Consider the following 20487-nt stretch of genomic DNA (forward strand, 5'->3'; position numbering starts at 1 on the left):
GCCGTAGGCTGTTCGCGTGCTCTTGCTCGCTCTGGATACCGCCACCCCCGCCGTGACCGTCGCCCTGCACGACGGCACGGACGTCCTCGCCTCCGCCGGTCAGGTCGACGCACGCCGTCACGGTGAGCTGCTGCTGCCGACCGTCGACCGTGTGCTGCGGGAGGCGGGGCACCGACTGGACGCCGTCACCGCGATCGTCGTGGGCACCGGTCCCGGCCCGTACACCGGGCTGCGGGTCGGGCTGATGACCGCCGACACCTTCGGGCTGGCGCTCGGGGTGCCGGTGCACGGCGTGTGCACGCTGGACGGACTGGCGTACGCCGCCGATCTGCCCGGCCCGTTCGTCGTGGCCACCGACGCCCGGCGCAAGGAGGTGTACTGGGCGCGCTACGCCGACTCGCGCACCCGGCTCACCGACCCGGCCGTGGACCGGCCCGCCGACATCGCCGAGCGGGTCGCGGGACTGCCCGCGGTCGGCGCGGGCGCGCTGCTCTACCCCGACACGTTCCCGCAGGTCCACGAGCCCGAGCACGTCTCCGCCGCGGCGCTGGCCCGGCTGGCGGCGGAGCGGCTGGCCGCGGGGGCGGAGCTGGCGCCGCCCCGGCCGCTGTACCTGCGGCGGCCCGACGCCCAGGTGCCCAAGAACTACAAGGTGGTCACGCCCAAGTGACCGCGCCCGAGACGACTCCCGTGCTGCTGCGTGAGATGCGCTGGTGGGACATCGGCCCGGTGCTCGAACTGGAGCGGGACCTGTTCCCCGAGGACGCCTGGTCGCGGGGGATGTTCTGGTCCGAGCTGGCCCACGCGCGCGGGCCGGGCGCGACCCGGCGGTACCTGGTGGCGACCGAGGGCGACCGGCTCGTCGGGTACGCCGGGCTCGCCGCCGCCGGTGAGCTGGCCGACGTGCAGACGATCGCCGTCGCCCGGGACCGCTGGGGCACCGGCCTCGGCTCCCGGCTGCTGACCGAGCTGCTGCGGGCGGCGACGGCCTTCGAGTGCGCCGAGGTGATGCTGGAGTGCCGGGTCGACAACGCGCCCGCGCGGCGGCTGTACGAGCGGTTCGGCTTCGAGGTCATCGGCCAGCGGCGCGGCTACTACCAGCCGGGCAACGTGGACGCCCTGGTCATGCGGCTCACCGACCCCGCCACCTCCGTACCCGTCACGCCCCCTGACTCCGAAGGAACCGACACCCATGGCTGACGAACCCCTGGTCCTGGGGATCGAGACCTCCTGCGACGAGACCGGCGTCGGTGTCGTCCGCGGCACCACCCTGCTCGCCGACGCCGTCGCCTCCAGCGTCGACGAGCACGCCCGCTTCGGCGGCGTCGTCCCCGAGGTCGCCTCCCGGGCGCACCTGGAGGCGATGGTCCCCACCATCGAGCGCGCGCTGAAGGACGCCGGGGTCAGCGCGAAGGACCTCGACGGCATCGCGGTGACCGCGGGGCCCGGGCTCGCCGGTGCGCTGCTGGTCGGCGTGTCGGCGGCGAAGGCGTACGCGTACGCGCTGGGCAAGCCGCTGTACGGCGTCAACCACCTCGCCTCGCACATCTGCGTCGACCAACTGGAGCACGGCCCGCTGCCCGAGCCGACGATGGCGCTGCTGGTCAGCGGCGGGCACTCGTCGCTGCTGCTGTCCTCCGACATCACCTCCGACGTGCGGCCCATGGGCGCCACCATCGACGACGCGGCGGGCGAGGCGTTCGACAAGATCGCCCGGGTGCTGAACCTGGGCTTCCCGGGCGGCCCGGTCATCGACCGGTACGCGCGCGAGGGCGACCCGGCGGCGATCGCGTTCCCGCGCGGGCTGACCGGGCCGCGCGACCCGGCGTACGACTTCTCCTTCTCCGGGCTGAAGACGGCCGTGGCCCGCTGGATCGAGGCCAAGCGGGCGGCCGGGGAGGAGGTGCCGGTGCGGGACGTGGCGGCGTCCTTCCAGGAGGCGGTCGTCGACGTGCTCACCCGCAAGGCCGTACGGGCCTGCAAGGACGAGGGCGTCGACCACCTGATGATCGGCGGCGGCGTGGCCGCCAACTCGCGGCTGCGGGCGCTGGCGCAGGAGCGGTGCGAGGCGGCGGGCATCCGGCTGCGGGTGCCGCGGCCCAAGCTGTGCACGGACAACGGCGCGATGGTCGCCGCGCTCGGCGCCGAGATGGTCGCCCGCAACCGGGCCGCCTCCGCCTGGGACCTGTCGGCGGACTCCTCGCTGCCGGTGACCGACCCGCACGTGCCGGGGCACGACCACGTGCACGAGGTGAGCAAGGAGAACCTGTACTCGTGACCGTCGCCCTGATGTGGGAGGCGCGGGCGGTGCCCGGCCGGGGCGCGGACCTGCTCGACTGGGCCCGCGCGCGGGAGCTGGCCGGGGAGCCGCTGCGCCGGGAGACCTTCCGCGCCCCGCAGGACCGGGTCCTCGTCATCACCTGGTGGGACGCGCCCTACGACGCCGAGCTGCCGGAACTCCCGGAGCCGGACGGTGAGCTGGTGAGCCGACCGGTGCACCGGTGGCGGTTCGAGTCGGTGGCCGAGGGCCCTACACGCTGACGCCCGGTCAGGTCAAGCTGGTCCGCCGGTACTTCAGCCGTACGGGGCTGAGAGGCGCCGCCGTCCGTGGGAGCGGCGTACCGTACCTGCCCGGCAGGCCCCGGTCGGTGTAGCGCCGGGGCGTAGTTCCCTACGGACGGGGCCGAGATGGACGATGACCATGTGTCCCTGGACCACGCGGACGTGTTCATCGCTGGTGCCGGGCCGGTCGGCTGCGCCACCGCGCACGCCTTCGCCGACCAGGGCTGGACGGTCCTGATGGTCGACGCCTTCGACCCGCCGACGCCCCGGCCGACGGCGGAGATGGTCTTTCCCCCGGCGGTGGAGCTGCTGGACCGCTGGGGGGTCGAGCTGCCTCCCGGGCGGTCCGTGCGCGGCACCGGCGTCACCCTCTACGAGCACGGCGGCGGTGACCCCGTCGAGCTGCGGTTCCCTCCCGACGCCCAGCCCCTGGTCACGCCGTACCCGGACCTCGTCGAGGCGATGCGGGAGAGCCTGATGGAGCGGGACGGGGTCGAGATGCTCTACGGCGTCCAGGTGCTCAGCGTGGAGCTCGACGGCTCGGTCCACACCACGCGCGGCACGTCCGACACCCAGTTCCGCGCCGATCTGCTGGTCGGCGCCGACGGCCGCTGGTCGGCCGTGCGCCACCGGCTGTACGGCGAGGTGGGGCAGGCCGTCACCTCGCACACCGCCTCCGTGATGCTGGAGGGCACCGGGCTGACCGGCTACGAGCAGGCCCGGGTGATCACCGACGAGCGGGGGCGCTGCGCCCGCGTCCACGCGATGGGCCGGGACCTGCTCGGGATCGCCCTGGACCTGCCCGAGGAGCGGCCCCCGGACGACGACGTGCGGGCGTACGTGGAGAAGCACTACGTGCCGATGCTGCCGCCGGAGCTGCACGACCCGCTGCTGCGGGTGGCCAGCGAGCCGGAGCGGATCACCTGGTCGGGGGAGGGCATCCGGCTGCGGCACACCTACGAGCACGGCCGGATCGCGATGGTCGGCGACGCGGTCGGCCACCAGCACCCGCTGCTCGGCATCGACTTCACCATGGGCGTCGGGGACGCGCTGTGCCTGGCCAAGTACGGGCGGGCCAACGGCTACGACCGGGCCCGGCCGGAGGACTCGGCGGGCATCGAGTACGCGGCGCGGCACTTCTTCGAGGCGCTGACGGCCCGCAAGCCGGAGACGGTGGGGGTGCGTCGGCTGCTGTGGGAGCAGTTGCGGAGCAGTCCCGCCGCCCGCGAGGCCGCGATGCGGCTGTTCAGCGTGGATGTGCGGGCGACGGGACTGGTGCCGGTGTTCAACGTGCTGGAGGAGTACCGGGAGCGGCAGGAGGCCGACGCCTCCTCGGCCGACCCGAGCTGAGCCGACCCGGGCTGAGCCGACCCGCGCTGAGCCGACCCGGGCTGAGCCGGGCCGTCCGGGGTCGGGTTCACGCCCCGGGCGTCACCTCCGTCTCGCACAGCAGGTGCCGGTCCGTGCCCACCTCGCGGCGCGGTCCGGTCAGCGTCAGGTGCGCGGTGTGCCGTACGTCGGTGCTGGAGGCGGCGAGGCGCAGTTCCAGGGCGCCGGGCTCGACGATCCGGCGGCCGGTGCGGTCCGCGAAGGCGGACAGGTCGGTGTGGAACCGGAAGGTCACGCGGGCCTTCTCGCCGGGGGCGAGGCGCACCCGCCGGTAGCCGACCAGCCGGACGTCGGGGCGGGTGACGCTGGCCACCGGGTCGTGCAGGTAGAGCTGGACGACCTCGGCGGCCTCCCGGTCACCGGTGTTGGTGACGTTGACACCGATGTCGTACGAGCCGTCCGTGCCGATCTCGGTCTGCGGGGAGCCGCCGAACTCCGTCCACTCGAACGTCGTGTACGAGCGGCCGTGGCCGAACGGGTACAGCGGCGTCGGGTCGAGGTTGCTGACCTCGCCCGCGAGGCCGAGCGGGGGCTGGAGGTAGGTCCAGGGCTGGCCGCCGGGGTCGCGCGGGACGCTGACGGGGAGGCGGCCGGAGGGGGTGACGCGGCCGGAGAGGACGCCCGCGACGGCGGGGCCGCCCTCCTCGCCGGGGAAGAACGCCTGGACGGCGGCGGCGAGCCTGCCGTGCCAGCGGCCGAGGGCGTAGGGGCGGCCGGTGAGCAGCACCAGCACCACCGGGACGCCGGTGGCGACGAGGGCGTCGAGGAGTTCGCCCTGGGCGCCGGGCAGCCGCAGGTCGGCGGCGTCGCAGCCCTCGCCGGAGGTGCCGCGGCCGAAGAGGCCCGCCTGGTCACCGAGGACGGCCACGCACACGTCGGCCTCCGCGGCCCGTGCGACCGCCTCCTCGATGCGGGAGGTGTCGGGGTCGGCGACGCCGCAGCCCTCCGCGAAGGTCACCTTGGCGTCGGGCAGTTCGCCGCGCAGCGCCTCGATGACGGTGGGGATGGCTATGCCCATCGGCTTGTCGGGGTGGTGGGTGCCGACGTGGGAGGGGAAGGAGTAGCAGCCGAGCATGGCCAGCGGGTCGGCGGCGCGGGGGCCGATGACGGCGATCCGGGTGTCCGGGGCCAGCGGCAGCACACCGTCCGGGTTGTCGAGGAGGATGACCGACTCCTCGGCGATACGGCGGGCGAGGGCGCGGTTGGCGGCCGAGTCGAGGTCGATGCTCCCGGTGGGCTCGGGCCGCCAGTCCTCGTCGAGGAGGCCCAGCTCGCACTTCTGGACCAGGACGCGGCGGACCGCCCGGTCGATGAGGTCCTCGGGGACCGCGCCCGCGCGGACCGCCTCGACCAGCGCGTCGCCGTAGCACTTCGGGCTGGGCAGTTCCACGTCGATGCCCGCTTCGAGGGCCACGTGCGCCGCCTCGGCGGGGGTGCCCGCGACGCGGTGCAGGGTCTCGAGGAAGCCGACGCCGAAGTAGTCGGAGACGACGGTGCCGGTGAAGCCCCACGCGTCCCGCAGGAGTTCGGTGAGCAGGTAGGTGTCCGCGGAGGCGGGCACGCCGTCGGTCTCGTTGTAGGCGGCCATCACCGAGCGGGCGCCGCCCTCGCGCAGGGCGAACTCGAACGGCGGCAGGGTGACGTCGGCGAACTCGCGCACGCCCGCGCGCACGGGCGCGAGGTTGCGGGCGCCCGCGGAGGCGGCGTACCCGGCGAAGTGCTTCAGGGTGGCGATGATCCCGGTCGACTCCAGGCCCCGGACGTAGGCGGCGCCGACCGTCCCGACCAGGTACGGGTCCTCGCCGATGGTCTCCTCGACACGGCCCCAGCGCAGGTCGCGTACGACGTCCAGGACCGGGGCGAGGCCCTGGTGGACGCCGACGGAGCGCAGGTCGCGGCCGATGTGCCGGGCCATCTCCTCGATGAGGGCGGGGTCGAAGGTGGCGCCCCAGGCGAGCGGCACCGGGTAGGCGGTGGCCTGCCAGGCGGTGAACCCGGCGAGGCACTCCTCGTGCGCGAGCGCGGGGATGCCGAAGCGGCCCGCCTCGCTGATCCGGCGCTGGGCGGTGGCGAGGGCCTGGGCGCCGGTCGCCGGGTCGACGGGGGCGGTGCCGAAGGGGCGGGTGAGCTGGCCGAGGCCGCGGGTGATCAGGTCGTCCCAGTCGAAGTCGAGGGTCATGTCGTGCTGGTGGGGGGCGACTCCGTCGCCGTCCGTGGCGGCGCCCACCCACACCCCGTAAAGCTGGGCGGTCTTCTCCTCCAGGGTCATTCTGGAGAGGAGGTCTTCGACGCGGGCGGCGGCGGGCAGGGCGGGGTCGCGCCAAGGGGCGGTGGTCATGGAACTCCAGTCGTTAAAAGGCGTCGTCAGAGGGCGGGGTGCGGGTGCCGGGTCCTATTTGCCGCCCACCCCCATCAGGCCGCTGACCAGGGCACGGCGGGCCACCAGGTAGACGGCGAAGATCGGGATGCCGGAGAGGATGACCGAGGCGAGCAGCGCCGGGATGTTCACGCCGAACTGGCTGACGTAGTTGAAGATGCCGAGCGTGAGCACGCGCGGGCCGTCGGACTGGGTGAAGATCAACGGGAACAGGAAGTTGTTCCATGCCTGGAGCGCGGAGTAGATGACGACGGTGCTGATGCCGCCCTTGGCCAGCGGGATCGTGAGCTGGAACAGCATCCGCAGGGGTGAGGCGCCGTCGAGGGCCATGGCCTCGTACATCTCCTCGGAGATGTCGCGCAGGGTGCCGACGAGCACCAGCACCGAGACGGGCATGGCGAAGGCCGCCGTCGGGAGGATGACGGCGAGCAGGCTGTCGTAGAGGCCGAGTTCGGAGATGATCAGGTACAGCGGGACGACGACCGCCTGGGCGGGGATGGCCACGCCGAGCAGGAAGACCCGGAAGGCGGTGCCCGACCAGCGGTTGCGGGTGCGGACGGCGACGTAGGCCAGCGGGATGGACAGGCCGAGGACGATGGCGACGACGGACACCGCGGCGATCGCGGTGTTGGTGAGCAGGTGGGCGAAGTCGCTCTCGAGAACGGTGTTGTAGTTGTCGAGGGTGGGGTTGCTCGGGGGCTTGAGCGGGTTGCCGGTGAGGGCGTCTTCCTGGCGGGTCAGGGACGCCGACAGCATGGCGTAGATCGGGACCAGGACGATCACCAGCCAGACCAGCGAGCCGAGGCCCGCGACCGGGTTGGCGCGCTTGGTCCAGTGGCGTCGGCGGCGGTGCGCGCTGTTCATGTGCTTGGGCGGGGTTCCACGGGTCTTGGCGGGGCGCGGCAGTGTGTCGTGCGACATGACGTCACATCCCTTCGCGGGTGCTGCGCATACGGCCGAAGCCGGTCAGCCGGACCAGCAGCAGGGACAGGCCGGTGGCCACCAGGACCAGGAAGGACGCGATGGCGCTGGCGTAGCCGAAGTCGTAGTTGCGGAAGCCCGCCTCGTACATCAGGTACGGCAGGATCGCGGTGTCGGTGCCGGGGCCGCCCTTGGTCAGGATCAGGACGGTCTCGAAGTACGTCAGCGAGCCGACGATGATCAGCACCGAGGACGTGGTGATGGTGTGGCGGAGCTGCGGCAGGGTGATCGAGAAGAACTGCCGGTAGCGGCCGGCGCCGTCGATGGCCGCCGCCTGGTAGAGCACGGCGGGGATCTGGCGGGCGCCGCCCTGGTAGATCAGCGTGTGCAGCGGCATGAACTGCCAGCCGCCGACGAACACGATCGCGAGGAAGGCGCCGCTGGTGGAGCCGAGGGTGTCCTTCTGGATGATGCCGAAGTTCGGGTCAAGCAGGGCGTAGAACAGGATGGCGATGGCGGTGGACGACAGCAGCAGCGGCGTGAAGTAGATCGCGGACAGGATCGCCCGGTTGCGCTGCGGGCCCGCCGCCCAGACGCCGAGCAGCAGGGCGACGACGGTCTGGAACAGCCAGCTCGTGACGGTCAGCAGGACCGTCAGCCACAGGGACTGCGTCAGGCGCGGGTCGTCCAGGAGTCGCTGCCAGTTGTCGAAGCCGACGGGCTGCGGGTCGGTGAGGCCGTCCCACTTGGTGAAGGACAGGTAGAAGGCCAGCGCCATCGGGACGATCGCGAAGAACGCGAAGAACAGGACGGCGGGCAGGGCCCAGGCGGCGTGTGGACGCCCCACCCGGGTCCTGCCTGACCTGCCGGTCCGTGCGGTCTTCTCAGGGACCGTAGTGCTCACTTCAGCCCCTTGCAGGCATCCACGAACTGCTGCGGGGAGGACTTCCCCGCGAACAGCTTGCTGATCTCGGTGTGCATCTTGGTGCCCAGCTCGTCGCCGAGCGCCTGGTCCCAGGAGAGGGTGAACGCGGTGGCCTTCTCGACCATCTCGTACTGGAACTTGGCGAACTCCGGGTTGGGCGCGTTGTTCAGCAGCAGCGCCGCGTTGGAGGTGGTCGGCACGTCACCGTTGGCGACCAGGTCCTTGGCGTACTGCTGGGAGGCGCACTCCTTGAGGAAGGCGATCGCGGCGTCCTTGTTGCGGGCGCGGCTGTGGATGGACCAGTAGTTGGTGGGGTTGCCGACGACGTTGCTGATGTCGCCGGTGCCGCCCTCGACGCTGGGGAAGGTGGCCCAGCCCAGGTTCTTCTTGGCGAAGTCCGGGAACTTGCCGAGCTGGGTGGAGTACTCCCAGGAGCCCATCAGGTGCATGGCGGCCTTGCCCTTGGCGAAGACCGCGGGGGCGCCGCCGTTGACGTAGGACACCGAGGTGAACTTGGAGCCGAAGGCGCCGTCGTCGACGAGTTCCTTGACCAGTTCGGCGGCCTTCAGGATCGCCGGGTCGCCCCAGCCCTCGAAGTCGCCGTTCTGGATGCGCCGGAAGACCTGCTCGCCGCCGATGCGGTCGACGAGGTACTCCAGCCACATCAGCTCGGGCCAGGTGTCGGAGCCGCCGAGCGCGAAGGGGGTGATGCCCGCCTTCTTCAGCTTGGCGTTGTTGTCGAGGAGCTGGTCCCAGGTGGTGGGCGGCTGGAGCTTGTGCTCCTCGAAGACGGCCTTGTTGTAGAACAGGATCACCGGCTGCATACCGCGCATCGGGATGCCGTAGTGGCGGCCGTCGAGGTCGCCCGCGGAGAGCACGGAGGGCAGGAAGCCGTCCTTGAGGGTCTTGTCGTCCTCGATGATCTCGGTGAGGTCGACGATCTTGTTGGCTTCCTTGTACGGCTTGATGGAGCCGCCGCCCCAGTTGAAGAACAGGTCGGGGGCGCTGGGCGAGCCCATGGCGGTGCGCAGCTTGGGCGAGTAGTCGGAGCCCGGGATGCGCTCCAGCTTGATCTTGCCGCCCGCCTTCTTGGCCGCGGCCGACTTGTTGAACCGGTCCACGGCCGCCTGCTGCACCTTCACCGCGTCGTCACCGTAGACGAACGCGGTGAGGGTGCCGCCGCCGCCACCGGAGCTGTCGCCGGATCCGCAGGCGGTCAGACCGGCGCCGAGCAACGTGGTCGCGCCGGCCCCCAGGACCCAGCGCCTGCTGAACGTCCGGCTGTCCTGGCCTGCGCCGCCGGGCCGCCCGCCGTTGGACTGCCCTCTTGTGGACTCCATGACCGCACCTCTCGCGAATGTCGAGCATGTGGATGAGCGTTGATCCGGGGCCACCGGTGCGTGCGGACACGCGGCACGTGCTGCGACACTGGTTTCGGCACGTGATACGCGTCCGTCACGCGAATGTTTCGAGTGGCGTTCCGAATGTTTTGGGGAACCTATGGCGCTCCAGGGGGTCCGTCAAGAGGGCGTGCAGAGATACGATCGCCAGCATGACTGCCCCGGAACGCGCTCAAACCCAGACGACAGGACGGTCCACGCAGACCGCGACCCTCGCGGAGATCGCCCGTGAGGCCGGTGTATCCGCGCCGACTGTTTCGAAGGTCCTCAACGGCCGTGCTGACGTCGCCCCGGCGACCCGCACCCGGGTCGAGGAACTGCTGCGCACCCACGGCTACCGGCGGCGCCGGGCCGAGGCGACCCGCTCGCCCCTGCTCGACCTGGTCTTCCACGAGATGGAGAGCGCCTGGGCGCTGGAGGTCATCCGGGGTGTGGAGAACGTCGCCAGGGACGCGGGGCTGAGCGTGGTGCTCTCCGAGAGCGCGGGGCGGCTCACCCCCGGCCGGACCTGGGCCGACCAGGTCGCGGCCCGCCGCCCGCACGGGGTGATCCTGGTCCTGTCCGAGCTGGACGAGTCCCAGCGGGCGCTGCTGACCAGCCGTTCCATCCCGTTCGTGGTGATGGACCCGGCGGGCGACCCCGGCACCGACGTGCCGTCCATCGGCGCCACCAACTGGCAGGGCGGCCTCGCCGCCACCCGGCACCTGGTCGAGCTGGGCCACACCCGGATCGGGGCGATCACCGGGCCGTCCAGGATGATGTGCAGCCGGGCCCGCATCGACGGCTACCGGGCCGCCCTGGAGACCGCGGGGCTGCCGGTCGACCCCGACCTGATCAGGCCGGGCGACTTCCACCACGACTCCGGCTACCGGCTGGGGCTGCAGTTGCTGCGCCGCGACGACCGGCCGACCGCGATCTTCGCCGGGAACGACCTCCAGGCGCTCGGGCTGTACGAGGCGGCGCGCGAACTGGGGCTGCGCATCCCGGAGGACGTGAGCGTGGTCGGCTTCGACGACCTGCCGGTGGCCCGCTGGGTGGGCCCGCCGCTGACGACCGTACGGCAGCCGCTGACGGAGATGGCCGAGGCGGCGGCCCGGCTGGTCCTCGAACTCGGCCGCGGCGACGACGCGACACCCGCCGCGACCCGGGTGGAGCTGGCGACCAGCCTGGTGGTGCGCAGCAGTTCGGGGGCGCCGCCGTTCTGACGCGTCGAGGAGTCCGGGAGGGCGCTGGCCGGAAGTCGCCGTATTGACGGAGGGGGCGGGGACGCCAACACTCCACCGAAGTCAATCGGTTTTACAGCCGAAAATTTCGGAGGCACCCGCATGAGATCCCTGAGACCAGGCTTCTCCCTCACCGCGCTGCTCACCGGCGTCGCCACGGTCGGCGCGTTACTCCTCGCCGCCCCCGCGGCGCACGCCGCCGACACCCCCCTGCGCGACCTCGCCGCCGCCAAGGGCAGGGCCATCGGCACCGCGGTCACCGGGGGCAAGCTGAACGGCACGTACGCCGAGGTCGCCGCCCGCGAGTTCAACTGGCTCACCCCCGGCAACGCCATGAAGTGGGAGTCGGTCGAGCCCAGCCGCGGCTCCTTCAACTGGGCCGAGGCGGACCAGATCGTCGACTTCGCGGAGGCCCACGGCCAGCGGGTGCGCGGCCACACCCTGGTCTGGCACAGCCAGAACCCGGGCTGGCTCACCAACGGCGGCTTCACGCCCGCACAGTTGCGCACCCTGCTCATGGACCACATCGACACCGAGGTCACCCGCTACCGGGGCCGGGTCACCGCCTGGGACGTGGTCAACGAGCCCTTCAACGAGGACGGCACCTACCGGCAGACCATCTGGTCCGACGCCCTCGGCCAGGACTACATCGCCGAGGCGCTCACCCGGGCCCGCGCCGCCGACCCCGGCGCCAAGCTCTACATCAACGACTACAACGTCGAGGGCGTCAACGCGAAGTCCACCGCCCTGTACAACCTGGTCAGGTCCCTGAAGGAGCGCGGCGTCCCGATCGACGGCGTCGGCCTCCAGGCGCACCTCATCCTCGGCCAGGTCCCCGGCACCTTCCAGCAGAACATCCAGCGCTTCGCGGACCTCGGCGTGGACGTCGCCATCACCGAGCTGGACATCCGGATGCAGCTCCCGGCGACCGACGCCAAGCTGGCCCAGCAGGCCGCCGACTACCGGGCCGTCATGGACGCCTGCGTCGCCGTCGACCGCTGCACCGGCGTCACCGTGTGGGGCTTCACCGACTCCGACTCCTGGATCCCGGACTTCTTCGAGGGCTACGGCGCGGCCACCCCGTACGACGAGAACTACGCGCCGAAACCGGCGTACCACGCGATCGCCGCGTCCCTCGGCGGCACCACCGAACCGCCCGGCGAGGGCTGCGCCGCGACCTACCGCGTCGTCAACCAGTGGAACACCGGCTTCACCGGCGAGGTGCGCATCGACTGCGTGGACACCGCCCTGTCGGCGTGGCGGGCGACCTGGACCTACGGCGCGGGCCAGCGGATCACCCAGTCCTGGAACGCCACCTGCACCCAGTCGGGCGCGGCGGTCACCTGTACCAACGCCTCCTACAACGGCACGGTGCCGCGCGGCGGTTCGGTGACGTTCGGCTTCAACGGCACCTGGAGCGGCAGCAATCCGGTGCCCGTGGTGACCCTGGGCTGACCAGGGGCGCCGGAAAGTCACCGGAATCTGAGATTTTCCCAAGAAAGGACGGCCTCACGTTCCCGCTCGTAATAATTCGGACTTATGTTCCTCCGTGTGGCGGGACGTGACGAGAACGGGAACAGCGACGACGTGAGACCAGTGGGCCGACGGCCGACCTTGCTGAAGGTCGTCGGCCTCACCCTCGCCGGAGCGCTGGTGCTGGGGGCCGGGGCGGCGGGCTGGGTCTACTGGCACCTCAACGACAACATCACCAGCGTCGACATCAACAACGCCCTCGGCGACGACCGTCCGCCGCGCGCCGTGACCACCCCGACCGACGCCGGGACCGCCTCCGCCTCCCCGGTGCCCACCGGCTCCCTGAACATCCTGGTCCTCGGCTCGGACTCGCGCACCGGCGCGGAGAACCAGGAACTCGGCGGCGGCCCCGAGGGCGGCGCCCGCTCCGACACCGCGATGGTCGTCCACCTGGACGCCGGACGCACCGCGGCGACCGTCGTCAGCATCCCGCGCGACACCCTCGTCACCCGCCCGTCCTGCCCGCTTCAGGACGGCGGCGAGACCTACGAGCAGCAGAACGCGATGTTCAACTCCGCCTACGCGGTGGGCGGGCCGGTGTGCGCGGTCAAGACCGTCGAGACGCTCACCGGCGTCCGCATGGACCACTACGTCGAGCTGGACTTCGCCGGGTTCGCGAAGCTGGTCGACGCCCTCGGCGGGGTCACCGTCACCACCGAGGAGGACATCGACGACGAGGACAGCCACCTCACCCTGGAGGCGGGCACCCACCACCTCGACGGCGAACAGGCCCTCGCGCTCGCCCGCACCCGGCACGGCGTCGGGGACGGCAGCGACCTCGGCCGCATCGCGCTCCAGCAGCAACTGGTCACGGCCCTGCTGACCCAGATCTCCGCCACCAGCCTGCTCACCGACCCGGCCGGTCTCTACCGGGTCGCCGACACGGTCACCGGCAACCTGACCACCGACACCGGCCTCGACTCCCTCGGCGAGCTGATCGGGCTGGGGGAGAGCCTGCGCGGCCTGCGGGCGGAGAACGTCACCACGGTGACCATGCCGGTCGTCCCGGCGGCCTGGGACCGCAACCGCGTCGTGGCCGACGAACCGGAGGCCGGACAGCTCTGGGAGTCGCTGCGCTGAAGAAAACCTGGGAGATTTCCCGGTGCCGTGTCGATCCGGGCGCCCCCCGATCGACGCAAGGGTGAGAGGCGGGGAGAGACCCCGCCGCCACCGACCCGAGGAGTCACCATGCCCCGCTTCCTGTCGCTCGTGACGATCGACGAGAACGCCTCCGCCGACGGCCCCAGCGACGCGCTGATGCAGCGGATGGGGGAGTTGCTGGAGGAGATGACCAAGGCCGGGGTGCTGCTCGACACCGCCGGACTGACGCCGACCGCGCAGGGCACCCGCGTGCACTGGGACGGCGAGCGGGCCTCCGTCACCGACGGGCCGTTCACCGAGACCAAGGAGGTCGTCGGCGGCTACGCGATGATGCAGTGCAAGGACAAGGCCGAGGCCATCGAGTGGACCAAGCGGTTCCTGAGGATCCACGAGGACGAGTTCCGGCTCTTCTGCGAGGTGCGCGAGGTCGTCGAGGGCTGAGCCGGTGTGTGATGGTGGGCTGTGCGACCACAGCCCACCGCCGACGCCCGTACCACCGCCGAGACCGTCTTCCGCATGGAGTTCCCGCGGATCGTCGCCGCCGTCACCCGGACCGTCCGGGACGTCGGCATCGCCGAGGAACTCGCCCAGGACGCCCTCGTCGCCGCCCTGGAGCGGTGGCCCCGCGACGGGGTCCCCGACAACCCCGGCGCCTGGCTCACCGCCACCGCCCGGCACCGCGCCGTCGACCTGGTCCGGCGCCGGGAGAACTACGCCCGCAAGCTCGCCGAGATCGGCCGCGACCTCACCACCACCGCCCCGCCCCCGGAGCCCGCCGACCCCGACGACATCGACGACGACCTGCTCCGGCTCGTCTTCACCGCCTGCCACCCGGTGCTCTCCGCCGAGGCCCGCTGCGCGCTCACGCTGCGGCTGCTCGGCGGTCTCAGCACGGCCGAGATCGCACGGGCCTACCTGGTGCCCGAGCCGACGGTCGCCCAGCGCGTCGTCCGCGCCAAACGCACCCTCGCCCGCAAGAACGTCGCCTTCGAGGTGCCGTACGGCCCCGACCGCGAGGCCCGCCTCGGCTCCGTGCTCGACGTCATCTACCTGATCTTCAACGAGGGGTACGCCGCCACCGAGGGCGACGACCTGCTGCGCCCGGCGCTCTGCGAGGACGCCCTGCGGCTCGCCCGGCAACTCGCCGGGCTGATGCCGAAGGAGCCCGAGGTGCACGGGCTCGCCGCCCTGCTGGAGTTCCAGGCGTCCCGGATGGCCGCCCGCACCGGTCCCGACGGCGCCCCCGTCCTGCTCAAGGACCAGAACCGGGCACGCTGGAACCGCCTGCTCATCGCCCGCGGCGTCACCGCCCTCACCCACGCCACCACCGGCGGTCCCCTCGGCCCGTACGCCCTCCAGGCCGCCATCGCCGCCTGCCACGCCCACGCCCCGTCCTACGACGACACCGACTGGGCCAGGATCGCCACCCTGTACGCCATGCTCGCCGCCCGCGCCCCGTCACCCGTCGTCGAGCTGAACCGGGCGGTGGCCGTCTCCATGGCCGAGGGCCCGGAACCGGCGCTGGAGTGCGTGGACGCCCTCGCCGCCGCCCCCGCCCTGCGCGACTACCACCTCCTGCCCAGCGTCCGCGGCGACCTGCTGCTGCGCCTCGGGCGTACGGCGGAGGCGCGGGCGGAGTTCACCCGCGCGGCGGCGCTCACGCGGAACGCGCGGGAACGGGAGCTGCTGACGCGCCGGGCGGAGGAGCTCTAAGCGGCCGTCAGCGGCTGGCCGACGAGCATCGCGGGGGCCCCGGCGACCCGGGTCAGGAACACGGTCGCCGCGTTCGGCCCCCGCGGCCTGACCTTCCGCCGCAACTCCTCCGGCTCCACCGCCGACCCGCGCTTCTTCACGGTCAGCGTGCCGACCTCCCGCTCCCGCAGCAGCGCCTTCAGCTTCTTGACGTTGAAGGGCAGGTGGTCGGTGATCTCGTACCCGGCGGCGTACGGCGTCGGGCGGACGGTGTCGGTGGTGACGTACGCGATCGTCGCGTCGAGCAGCCCGCCGTCCAGCTCCTCGGCCACCTCGGCGACCAGGTGCGCGCGGATGACGGCGCCGTCCGGCTCGTACAGGTACCGGCCCACCGGCCGCACGTCCGGATCGGGCAGCCCGCGGCCGACGAGCGTGCGCGGACCGGGCAGCAGGGTCGCGCGGACGGCGCCCGGCTCCGTCCCGAACCACAGCACCGCCTCCTTCACGTCCCCGCCGTCCGAGACCCACTCCGCCTCGGCCTCCGGCGGCACCGCCTCGTGCGGGATGCCCGGCGCCACCTTCAGCGCGGCGCGCGGGGCCCGCGCGGCGGCGCGCACGGCCCACGACAGCGGCGGGGAGTACGCCTCCGGGTCGAACACGCGCCCCCGCCCGCCCCGGCGCGCCGGATCGACGAACACGGCGTCGTACGACGCCACCTCCACCTCCGTGACGTCCGCCTGCCGCACCTCGATCAGACCGGCGAGCCCGAGCGCCTCCGCGTTGGCCCGCGCCGCCGCCACCGTCACCGGGTCCCGGTCCACGGCCAGTACCCGGATACCGGCGCGGGCCATCGCGATCGCGTCCCCGCCGATCCCGCAGCACAGGTCCGCCACCGACGTCACGCCCAGCTCCGTCAGCCGCCGCGCCCGGTACGCCGCCACGCTCGCCCGCGTCGACTGCTCCACGCCGTTGGGCGTGAAGAACATCCGCGGCGCGTCCTCCGCCCCGAACTTCGCCACCGCCCGCTGCCGCAGCCGCGCCTGCCCCAGCGCCGCCGACACCAGCTCGGCGGGGTGCTCACGGCGCAGCCGGGTGGCGACGGCCAGCTCCTGGGCGGGATCGGTGCCGCGCACCGCGTCGAGGAGGGCCAGGCCCTCGGGGGTGCGGAGGGCGGCGAGGGGGTCGTTCAGCGGTTCGTTCACGGCTTCATTGTCTTCGGTCCGTGGTCCGCGCTGTCGGCCAGTCGGTGGATGGTGCGGGTGGGGCGGCGGTGTCGTCGGGGCCCGGGGCGGGGGTGCTGCGAGGATCCCGCACCATGCGAGTAGTAGGACAAAACGCTGTACGACAAGGTGACGAGAGGGGGAGGGTGTGGGCGGGGCGCGCCCTGCTGCTCGGCCTCGCCGCCACCGCCACGATCGCCTCCGCCTGCGCCCCCGGCACCCTCGGCAGCGGCTCCGAGGCCGGTCCCGCCCCCGGCCAGCAGCCCCACCTGCACGCCCCGGAGGCCCGCGCCCTGCACTCCTACGCCACCAGGCTCCAGTCCGCGTACACCGCGCGGGTGGCGGCGTCCGTGCGCTGGCGGCTGCGCAGGGTGCCGCTGACGGCCCCGCCGCCGCCCGCCCGCAAACCCCGCATCACCACCCGCGACGGCTTCGAGGTCGACGGCCACCGGAACCTGAACCTCCCCCCGGTCTTCACCACCGTCCCCACCCGCCACAAGGTCGTCTTCCTCACCATCGACGACGGCGCCGAGAAGGACCCCGAGTTCCTGCGCATGATGCGCGAGCTGCGCGTCCCGTACACCGCCTTCCTCAGCGACTACCTGATCAAGGAGGACTACGGCTACTTCCGGCGGATGCGCGCGAACGGCGTCACCCTCAACAACCACACCCTCCACCACCCCGCCCTGCGCGGCCTCCCCTACGACCGCCAGAAGCGGGAGATCTGCGGGATGCAGGAGGTCATGCGCGAGCGCTACGGCACCCGCCCCACCGTCTTCCGCCCGCCGTTCGGCAGCTACGACAAGACCACCCTGCTGGTGGCGAAGTCCTGCGGCATCAAGTACGTGCCGCTGTGGAGCGAGGAAGTCTTCGTCGACCACTGGGACTACCGCGAGTGGGACCGCGACCTGCACCCCGGTGACATCGTCCTCAGCCACTTCCGGGGCCGCGAGCACTGGAAGGGCACCATGCCCGACATGATCCGCCGCTTCCTCGACAAGGTGACGGCGAAGGGCTACGCGGTGGCCCGCCTGGAGGACTACCTGTGAGGCGCCGGGCGGCCGTGCTCCCGCTGCTGCTCCTGACCGCCGTCGCCGCCGGGTGCGCTGAGCAGCCCGCGCCCCGGGTGGACGCCCGCGCGGCGGGCACCGAGGCCCGGCTGCCGCCCGTCGTCGACCGGGTGCCGACCCGGGACCCGGTCGTCTTCCTCACCTACGACGACGGCGCCGAACGCGACCCGCGCTTCGTCGACACCATCCGCGACCTGCGGCTGCCGGTGACCCTGTTCCTCACCGACCGGGTCGCGGGCCCCGGTTACGGCCACTTCGCGCGGCTCCGCTCGGTCGGCGCGGGCCTGCAGAACCACACCCTCGACCACACCGCCCTGCGCGGACTGCCGTACGCCGGGCAGCGCGCCGAGATCTGCGGCCAGCAGCACAAGCTCCACGCCCGCTTCGGCGTCCGCCCCCGGCTGCTGCGCCCTCCGTACGGCACCCACGACGTCACGACCCGCCGCGCCGCCGCCGACTGCGGCATCACCACCGTCGCCCTGTGGCGGGCCGCCGCCACCGACACCGGCCTGCGCTACACCCACGGCCCGCACCGCCTCCTCCCCGGCGACATCATCTCCGTGACCCCGGACGACGCCGACCGCGCGGCGGTCGTGACCCGCACGGAGCGGGTACTGCGGGAGGTGGCGAGGGCGGGCCTGAGGGTGGGCCGCCTGGAGGACTACCTGCACCCATCCAGCCCGTCCGGCGCTTGAGGACGAGGCCGTCCAGGCCGAAGCGGGGGCCAGGGGGCGGCACCCCCCGGAGGCCAGCACCCACGCCGGGTGCCGCAAACGAACCGGCGTTCACCAACAAACCCCGCGCCGCGCCGCAGGCAATTGGCACTCCGCTTGACCGAGTGCTAATCGCGGTCATAGTCTCGGGTCTGGCACTCCCCACCGGAGAGTGCCAACCACGCGACGGGCAGGTCCGGCACCCGCGACGACGGATCGACCTGGTCGCCACCTCAGACAGTTAACCCCGTGAGATCTCCGAAGGGGGAGGTCGGATCGTGACGACCGCCAGCTCCAAGGTTGCCATCAAGCCGCTCGAGGACCGCATCGTGGTCCAGCCGCTGGACGCCGAGCAGACCACGGCCTCTGGCCTGGTCATTCCGGACACCGCCAAGGAGAAGCCCCAGGAGGGCGTCGTCCTGGCCGTGGGCCCGGGCCGCTTCGAGGACGGCAACCGTCTTCCGCTCGACGTTTCCGTCGGCGACGTCGTGCTCTACAGCAAGTACGGCGGCACCGAGGTGAAGTACAACAACGAGGAGTACCTCGTCCTCTCGGCCCGCGACGTCCTCGCGATCATCGAGAAGTAGTTCACCCGAAGCACCTTGCTTCACACTGCGCCCCTGGCTGCCCCCGCGACCGATAACGAAGCCGGGCGCCCGGGGCGCAGTGTCTTTACCCCCAGCTTTCTAGCTTTCCGAGAGGGCTCCCGCTGCCATGGCGAAGATCCTGAAGTTCGACGAGGACGCCCGTCGCGCCCTTGAGCGCGGCGTCAACAAGCTGGCCGACACCGTGAAGGTGACGATCGGCCCCAAGGGCCGCAACGTCGTCATCGACAAGAAGTTCGGCGCCCCCACCATCACCAACGACGGCGTCACCATCGCCCGTGAGGTAGAGGTCGAGGACCCGTACGAGAACCTGGGCGCCCAGCTCGTGAAGGAGGTGGCGACCAAGACCAACGACATCGCGGGTGACGGTACGACCACCGCCACCGTGCTGGCCCAGGCGCTGGTCCGCGAGGGCCTGAAGAACGTCGCCGCCGGTGCCTCCCCGGCCGCCCTGAAGAAGGGCATCGACGCGGCCGTCGCCGCCGTCTCCGAGGACCTGCTCGCGACCGCCCGCCCGATCGACGAGAAGTCCGACATCGCCGCCGTCGCCGCGCTGTCCGCCCAGGACCAGCAGGTCGGCGAGCTGATCGCCGAGGCGATGGACAAGGTCGGCAAGGACGGTGTCATCACCGTCGAGGAGTCCAACACCTTCGGTCTTGAGCTGGACTTCACCGAGGGCATGGCCTTCGACAAGGGCTACCTGTCGCCGTACTTCGTGACGGACCAGGAGCGCATGGAGGCCGTCCTGGAGGACCCGTACATCCTCATCAACCAGGGCAAGATCTCCTCCATCCAGGACCTCCTGCCGCTGCTTGAGAAGATCATCCAGACGAACTCCTCCAAGCCGCTGCTGATCATCGCCGAGGACGTCGAGGGCGAGGCCCTGTCGACCCTGGTCGTCAACAAGATCCGCGGCACCTTCAACGCCGTCGCCGTGAAGGCCCCCGGCTTCGGTGACCGCCGCAAGGCGATGCTCCAGGACATGGCGGTCCTCACCGGCGCCACGGTCATCTCCGAGGAGGTCGGCCTCAAGCTGGACCAGGCCGGTCTGGACGTCCTCGGCACCGCCCGCCGCGTCACCGTCACCAAGGACGACACCACGATCGTCGACGGCGCCGGTCAGAAGGCCGACGTCGAGGGCCGCGTCAACCAGATCAAGGCCGAGATCGAGAACACCGACTCCGACTGGGACCGCGAGAAGCTCCAGGAGCGCCTCGCGAAGCTCGCCGGTGGCGTGTGCGTGATCAAGGTCGGCGCCGCCACCGAGGTGGAGCTGAAGGAGCGCAAGCACCGTCTGGAGGACGCCATCTCCGCGACCCGCGCCGCGGTCGAGGAGGGCATCGTCTCCGGTGGTGGCTCCGCCCTGGTGCACGCGGTCAAGGTCCTGGAGGGCAACCTCGGCAAGACCGGCGACGAGGCCACCGGCGTCTCCGTGGTCCGCAAGGCCGCCGTCGAGCCGCTGCGCTGGATCGCGGAGAACGCGGGCCTTGAGGGCTACGTCATCGTCTCCAAGGTCGCCGAGCTGGAGAAGGGCAACGGCTACAACGCCGCCACCGGCGAGTACGGCGACCTGCTCAAGGCGGGCGTCATCGACCCGGTGAAGGTCACCCGCTCCGCCCTGGAGAACGCCGCCTCCATCGCCTCCCTCCTCCTCACGACCGAGACCCTGGTCGTCGAGAAGAAGGAAGAGGAAGAGCCCGCCGCCGGCCACAGCCACGGCCACGCTCACTGACGCGCCCCGTACGTCAGCTCTGAG

The 20487-nt window shown here is 72.1% G+C and carries 19 protein-coding genes; 14 read left to right on the forward strand and 5 right to left on the reverse strand.

The features are described 5' to 3' along the window. Positions 1–16: 16 nt before the first annotated feature. The 5 genes from tsaB (at position 17) to ACFQZ6_RS21710 (ending at position 3912) form a co-directional block, all read left to right on the forward strand. Positions 17–670, forward strand: a complete 654-nt coding sequence (gene tsaB / locus ACFQZ6_RS21690) for a tRNA (adenosine(37)-N6)-threonylcarbamoyltransferase complex dimerization subunit type 1 TsaB (RefSeq protein WP_381611572.1) — start codon at positions 17–19, stop codon at positions 668–670. 35 nt (positions 671–705) lie between these two features. Continuing rightward, a complete protein-coding gene (rimI, locus tag ACFQZ6_RS21695) occupies positions 706–1200 on the forward strand; it encodes a ribosomal protein S18-alanine N-acetyltransferase (protein WP_381618515.1) in 495 nt (164 codons plus the stop codon). Then, complete coding sequence (tsaD, locus tag ACFQZ6_RS21700; protein ID WP_381611574.1) at positions 1193–2278, forward strand: tRNA (adenosine(37)-N6)-threonylcarbamoyltransferase complex transferase subunit TsaD; 1086 nt, start codon at positions 1193–1195, stop codon at positions 2276–2278. The genes rimI and tsaD overlap by 8 nt, the downstream gene beginning before the upstream one ends. Continuing rightward, entirely contained in the window at positions 2275–2541 is a 267-nt protein-coding gene (locus ACFQZ6_RS21705) for a hypothetical protein (RefSeq protein ID WP_381611576.1), read from the forward strand. Before tsaD ends, ACFQZ6_RS21705 begins: the two co-directional genes overlap by 4 nt. Positions 2542–2688: 147 nt before the next feature. After that, on the forward strand, positions 2689–3912 hold the full coding sequence (locus tag ACFQZ6_RS21710; protein WP_381611578.1) for an FAD-dependent oxidoreductase: 1224 nt from the start codon (positions 2689–2691) through the stop codon (positions 3910–3912). Positions 3913–3979: 67 nt separating this feature from the next. Here ACFQZ6_RS21710 and ACFQZ6_RS21715 read toward each other — a convergent pair whose 3' ends face one another. Genes ACFQZ6_RS21715 through ACFQZ6_RS21730 form a run of 4 tightly spaced genes read right to left on the reverse strand, consistent with a single transcriptional unit; the run spans position 3980 to position 9514 of the window. Beyond that, positions 3980–6289, reverse strand: a complete 2310-nt coding sequence (locus tag ACFQZ6_RS21715) for a beta-xylosidase/alpha-l-arabinosidase (protein ID WP_381611579.1) — start codon at positions 6287–6289, stop codon at positions 3980–3982. Positions 6290–6343: 54 nt separating this feature from the next. Continuing rightward, positions 6344–7249 carry a carbohydrate ABC transporter permease gene (locus ACFQZ6_RS21720; RefSeq protein ID WP_381611581.1) on the reverse strand — a complete coding sequence of 302 codons (906 nt, stop codon included), beginning with the start codon at positions 7247–7249 and terminating at the stop codon, positions 6344–6346. Positions 7250–7253: 4 nt separating this feature from the next. Beyond that, on the reverse strand, positions 7254–8153 hold the full coding sequence (locus ACFQZ6_RS21725; RefSeq protein ID WP_381611583.1) for a carbohydrate ABC transporter permease: 900 nt from the start codon (positions 8151–8153) through the stop codon (positions 7254–7256). Further along, positions 8150–9514, reverse strand: coding sequence for an ABC transporter substrate-binding protein (locus ACFQZ6_RS21730; RefSeq protein WP_381611585.1), 1365 nt, complete (start codon positions 9512–9514; stop codon positions 8150–8152). The genes ACFQZ6_RS21725 and ACFQZ6_RS21730 overlap by 4 nt, the downstream gene beginning before the upstream one ends. A 212-nt stretch (positions 9515–9726) precedes the next feature. On the opposite strand from ACFQZ6_RS21730, the gene ACFQZ6_RS21735 reads away from it, so the two are divergent. From ACFQZ6_RS21735 to ACFQZ6_RS21755, 5 genes are all read left to right on the forward strand, one after another. Continuing rightward, entirely contained in the window at positions 9727–10779 is a 1053-nt protein-coding gene (locus ACFQZ6_RS21735; protein ID WP_381611587.1) for a LacI family DNA-binding transcriptional regulator, read from the forward strand. Positions 10780–10899: 120 nt separating this feature from the next. After that, positions 10900–12252, forward strand: a complete 1353-nt coding sequence (locus tag ACFQZ6_RS21740) for an endo-1,4-beta-xylanase (protein WP_381611589.1) — start codon at positions 10900–10902, stop codon at positions 12250–12252. A gap of 84 nt (positions 12253–12336) precedes the next feature. Then, positions 12337–13410: an LCP family protein gene (locus ACFQZ6_RS21745; RefSeq protein ID WP_381611591.1), complete on the forward strand. Its 1074-nt coding sequence runs from the start codon at positions 12337–12339 to the stop codon at positions 13408–13410. 108 nt (positions 13411–13518) lie between these two features. Further along, on the forward strand, positions 13519–13872 hold the full coding sequence (locus ACFQZ6_RS21750) for a YciI family protein (protein ID WP_381611593.1): 354 nt from the start codon (positions 13519–13521) through the stop codon (positions 13870–13872). 75 nt (positions 13873–13947) lie between these two features. Beyond that, the gene (locus ACFQZ6_RS21755) at positions 13948–15144 is read left to right on the forward strand and encodes an RNA polymerase sigma factor (protein ID WP_381618518.1); all 1197 of its coding nucleotides are present in this window, start codon (positions 13948–13950) and stop codon (positions 15142–15144) included. Here ACFQZ6_RS21755 and ACFQZ6_RS21760 read toward each other — a convergent pair. After that, positions 15141–16313 (reverse strand): class I SAM-dependent methyltransferase, encoded by a 1173-nt coding sequence (locus ACFQZ6_RS21760; protein ID WP_381618521.1) that lies wholly within the window; start codon positions 16311–16313, stop codon positions 15141–15143. The genes ACFQZ6_RS21755 and ACFQZ6_RS21760 overlap by 4 nt on opposite strands. Before the next feature lie 125 nt (positions 16314–16438). On the opposite strand from ACFQZ6_RS21760, the gene ACFQZ6_RS21765 reads away from it, so the two are divergent. From ACFQZ6_RS21765 to groL, 4 genes are all read left to right on the forward strand, one after another. Next, positions 16439–17392, forward strand: coding sequence for a polysaccharide deacetylase family protein (locus tag ACFQZ6_RS21765; protein WP_381611595.1), 954 nt, complete (start codon positions 16439–16441; stop codon positions 17390–17392). Beyond that, positions 17389–18108 (forward strand): polysaccharide deacetylase family protein, encoded by a 720-nt coding sequence (locus ACFQZ6_RS21770; RefSeq protein ID WP_381611597.1) that lies wholly within the window; start codon positions 17389–17391, stop codon positions 18106–18108. The genes ACFQZ6_RS21765 and ACFQZ6_RS21770 overlap by 4 nt, the downstream gene beginning before the upstream one ends. 296 nt (positions 18109–18404) lie before the next feature. Continuing rightward, positions 18405–18713: a co-chaperone GroES gene (gene groES, locus ACFQZ6_RS21775; protein ID WP_132856129.1), complete on the forward strand. Its 309-nt coding sequence runs from the start codon at positions 18405–18407 to the stop codon at positions 18711–18713. A 127-nt stretch (positions 18714–18840) separates the two neighbouring features. Continuing rightward, positions 18841–20463, forward strand: coding sequence for a chaperonin GroEL (gene groL / locus ACFQZ6_RS21780; protein ID WP_381611599.1), 1623 nt, complete (start codon positions 18841–18843; stop codon positions 20461–20463). Positions 20464–20487: the final 24 nt, after the last annotated feature.

Origin of the sequence: Streptomyces flavalbus, assembly GCF_042674625.1 — a bacterium.
GTDB classification, from domain to species: Bacteria; Actinomycetota; Actinomycetes; order Streptomycetales; family Streptomycetaceae; genus Streptomyces; species Streptomyces flavalbus.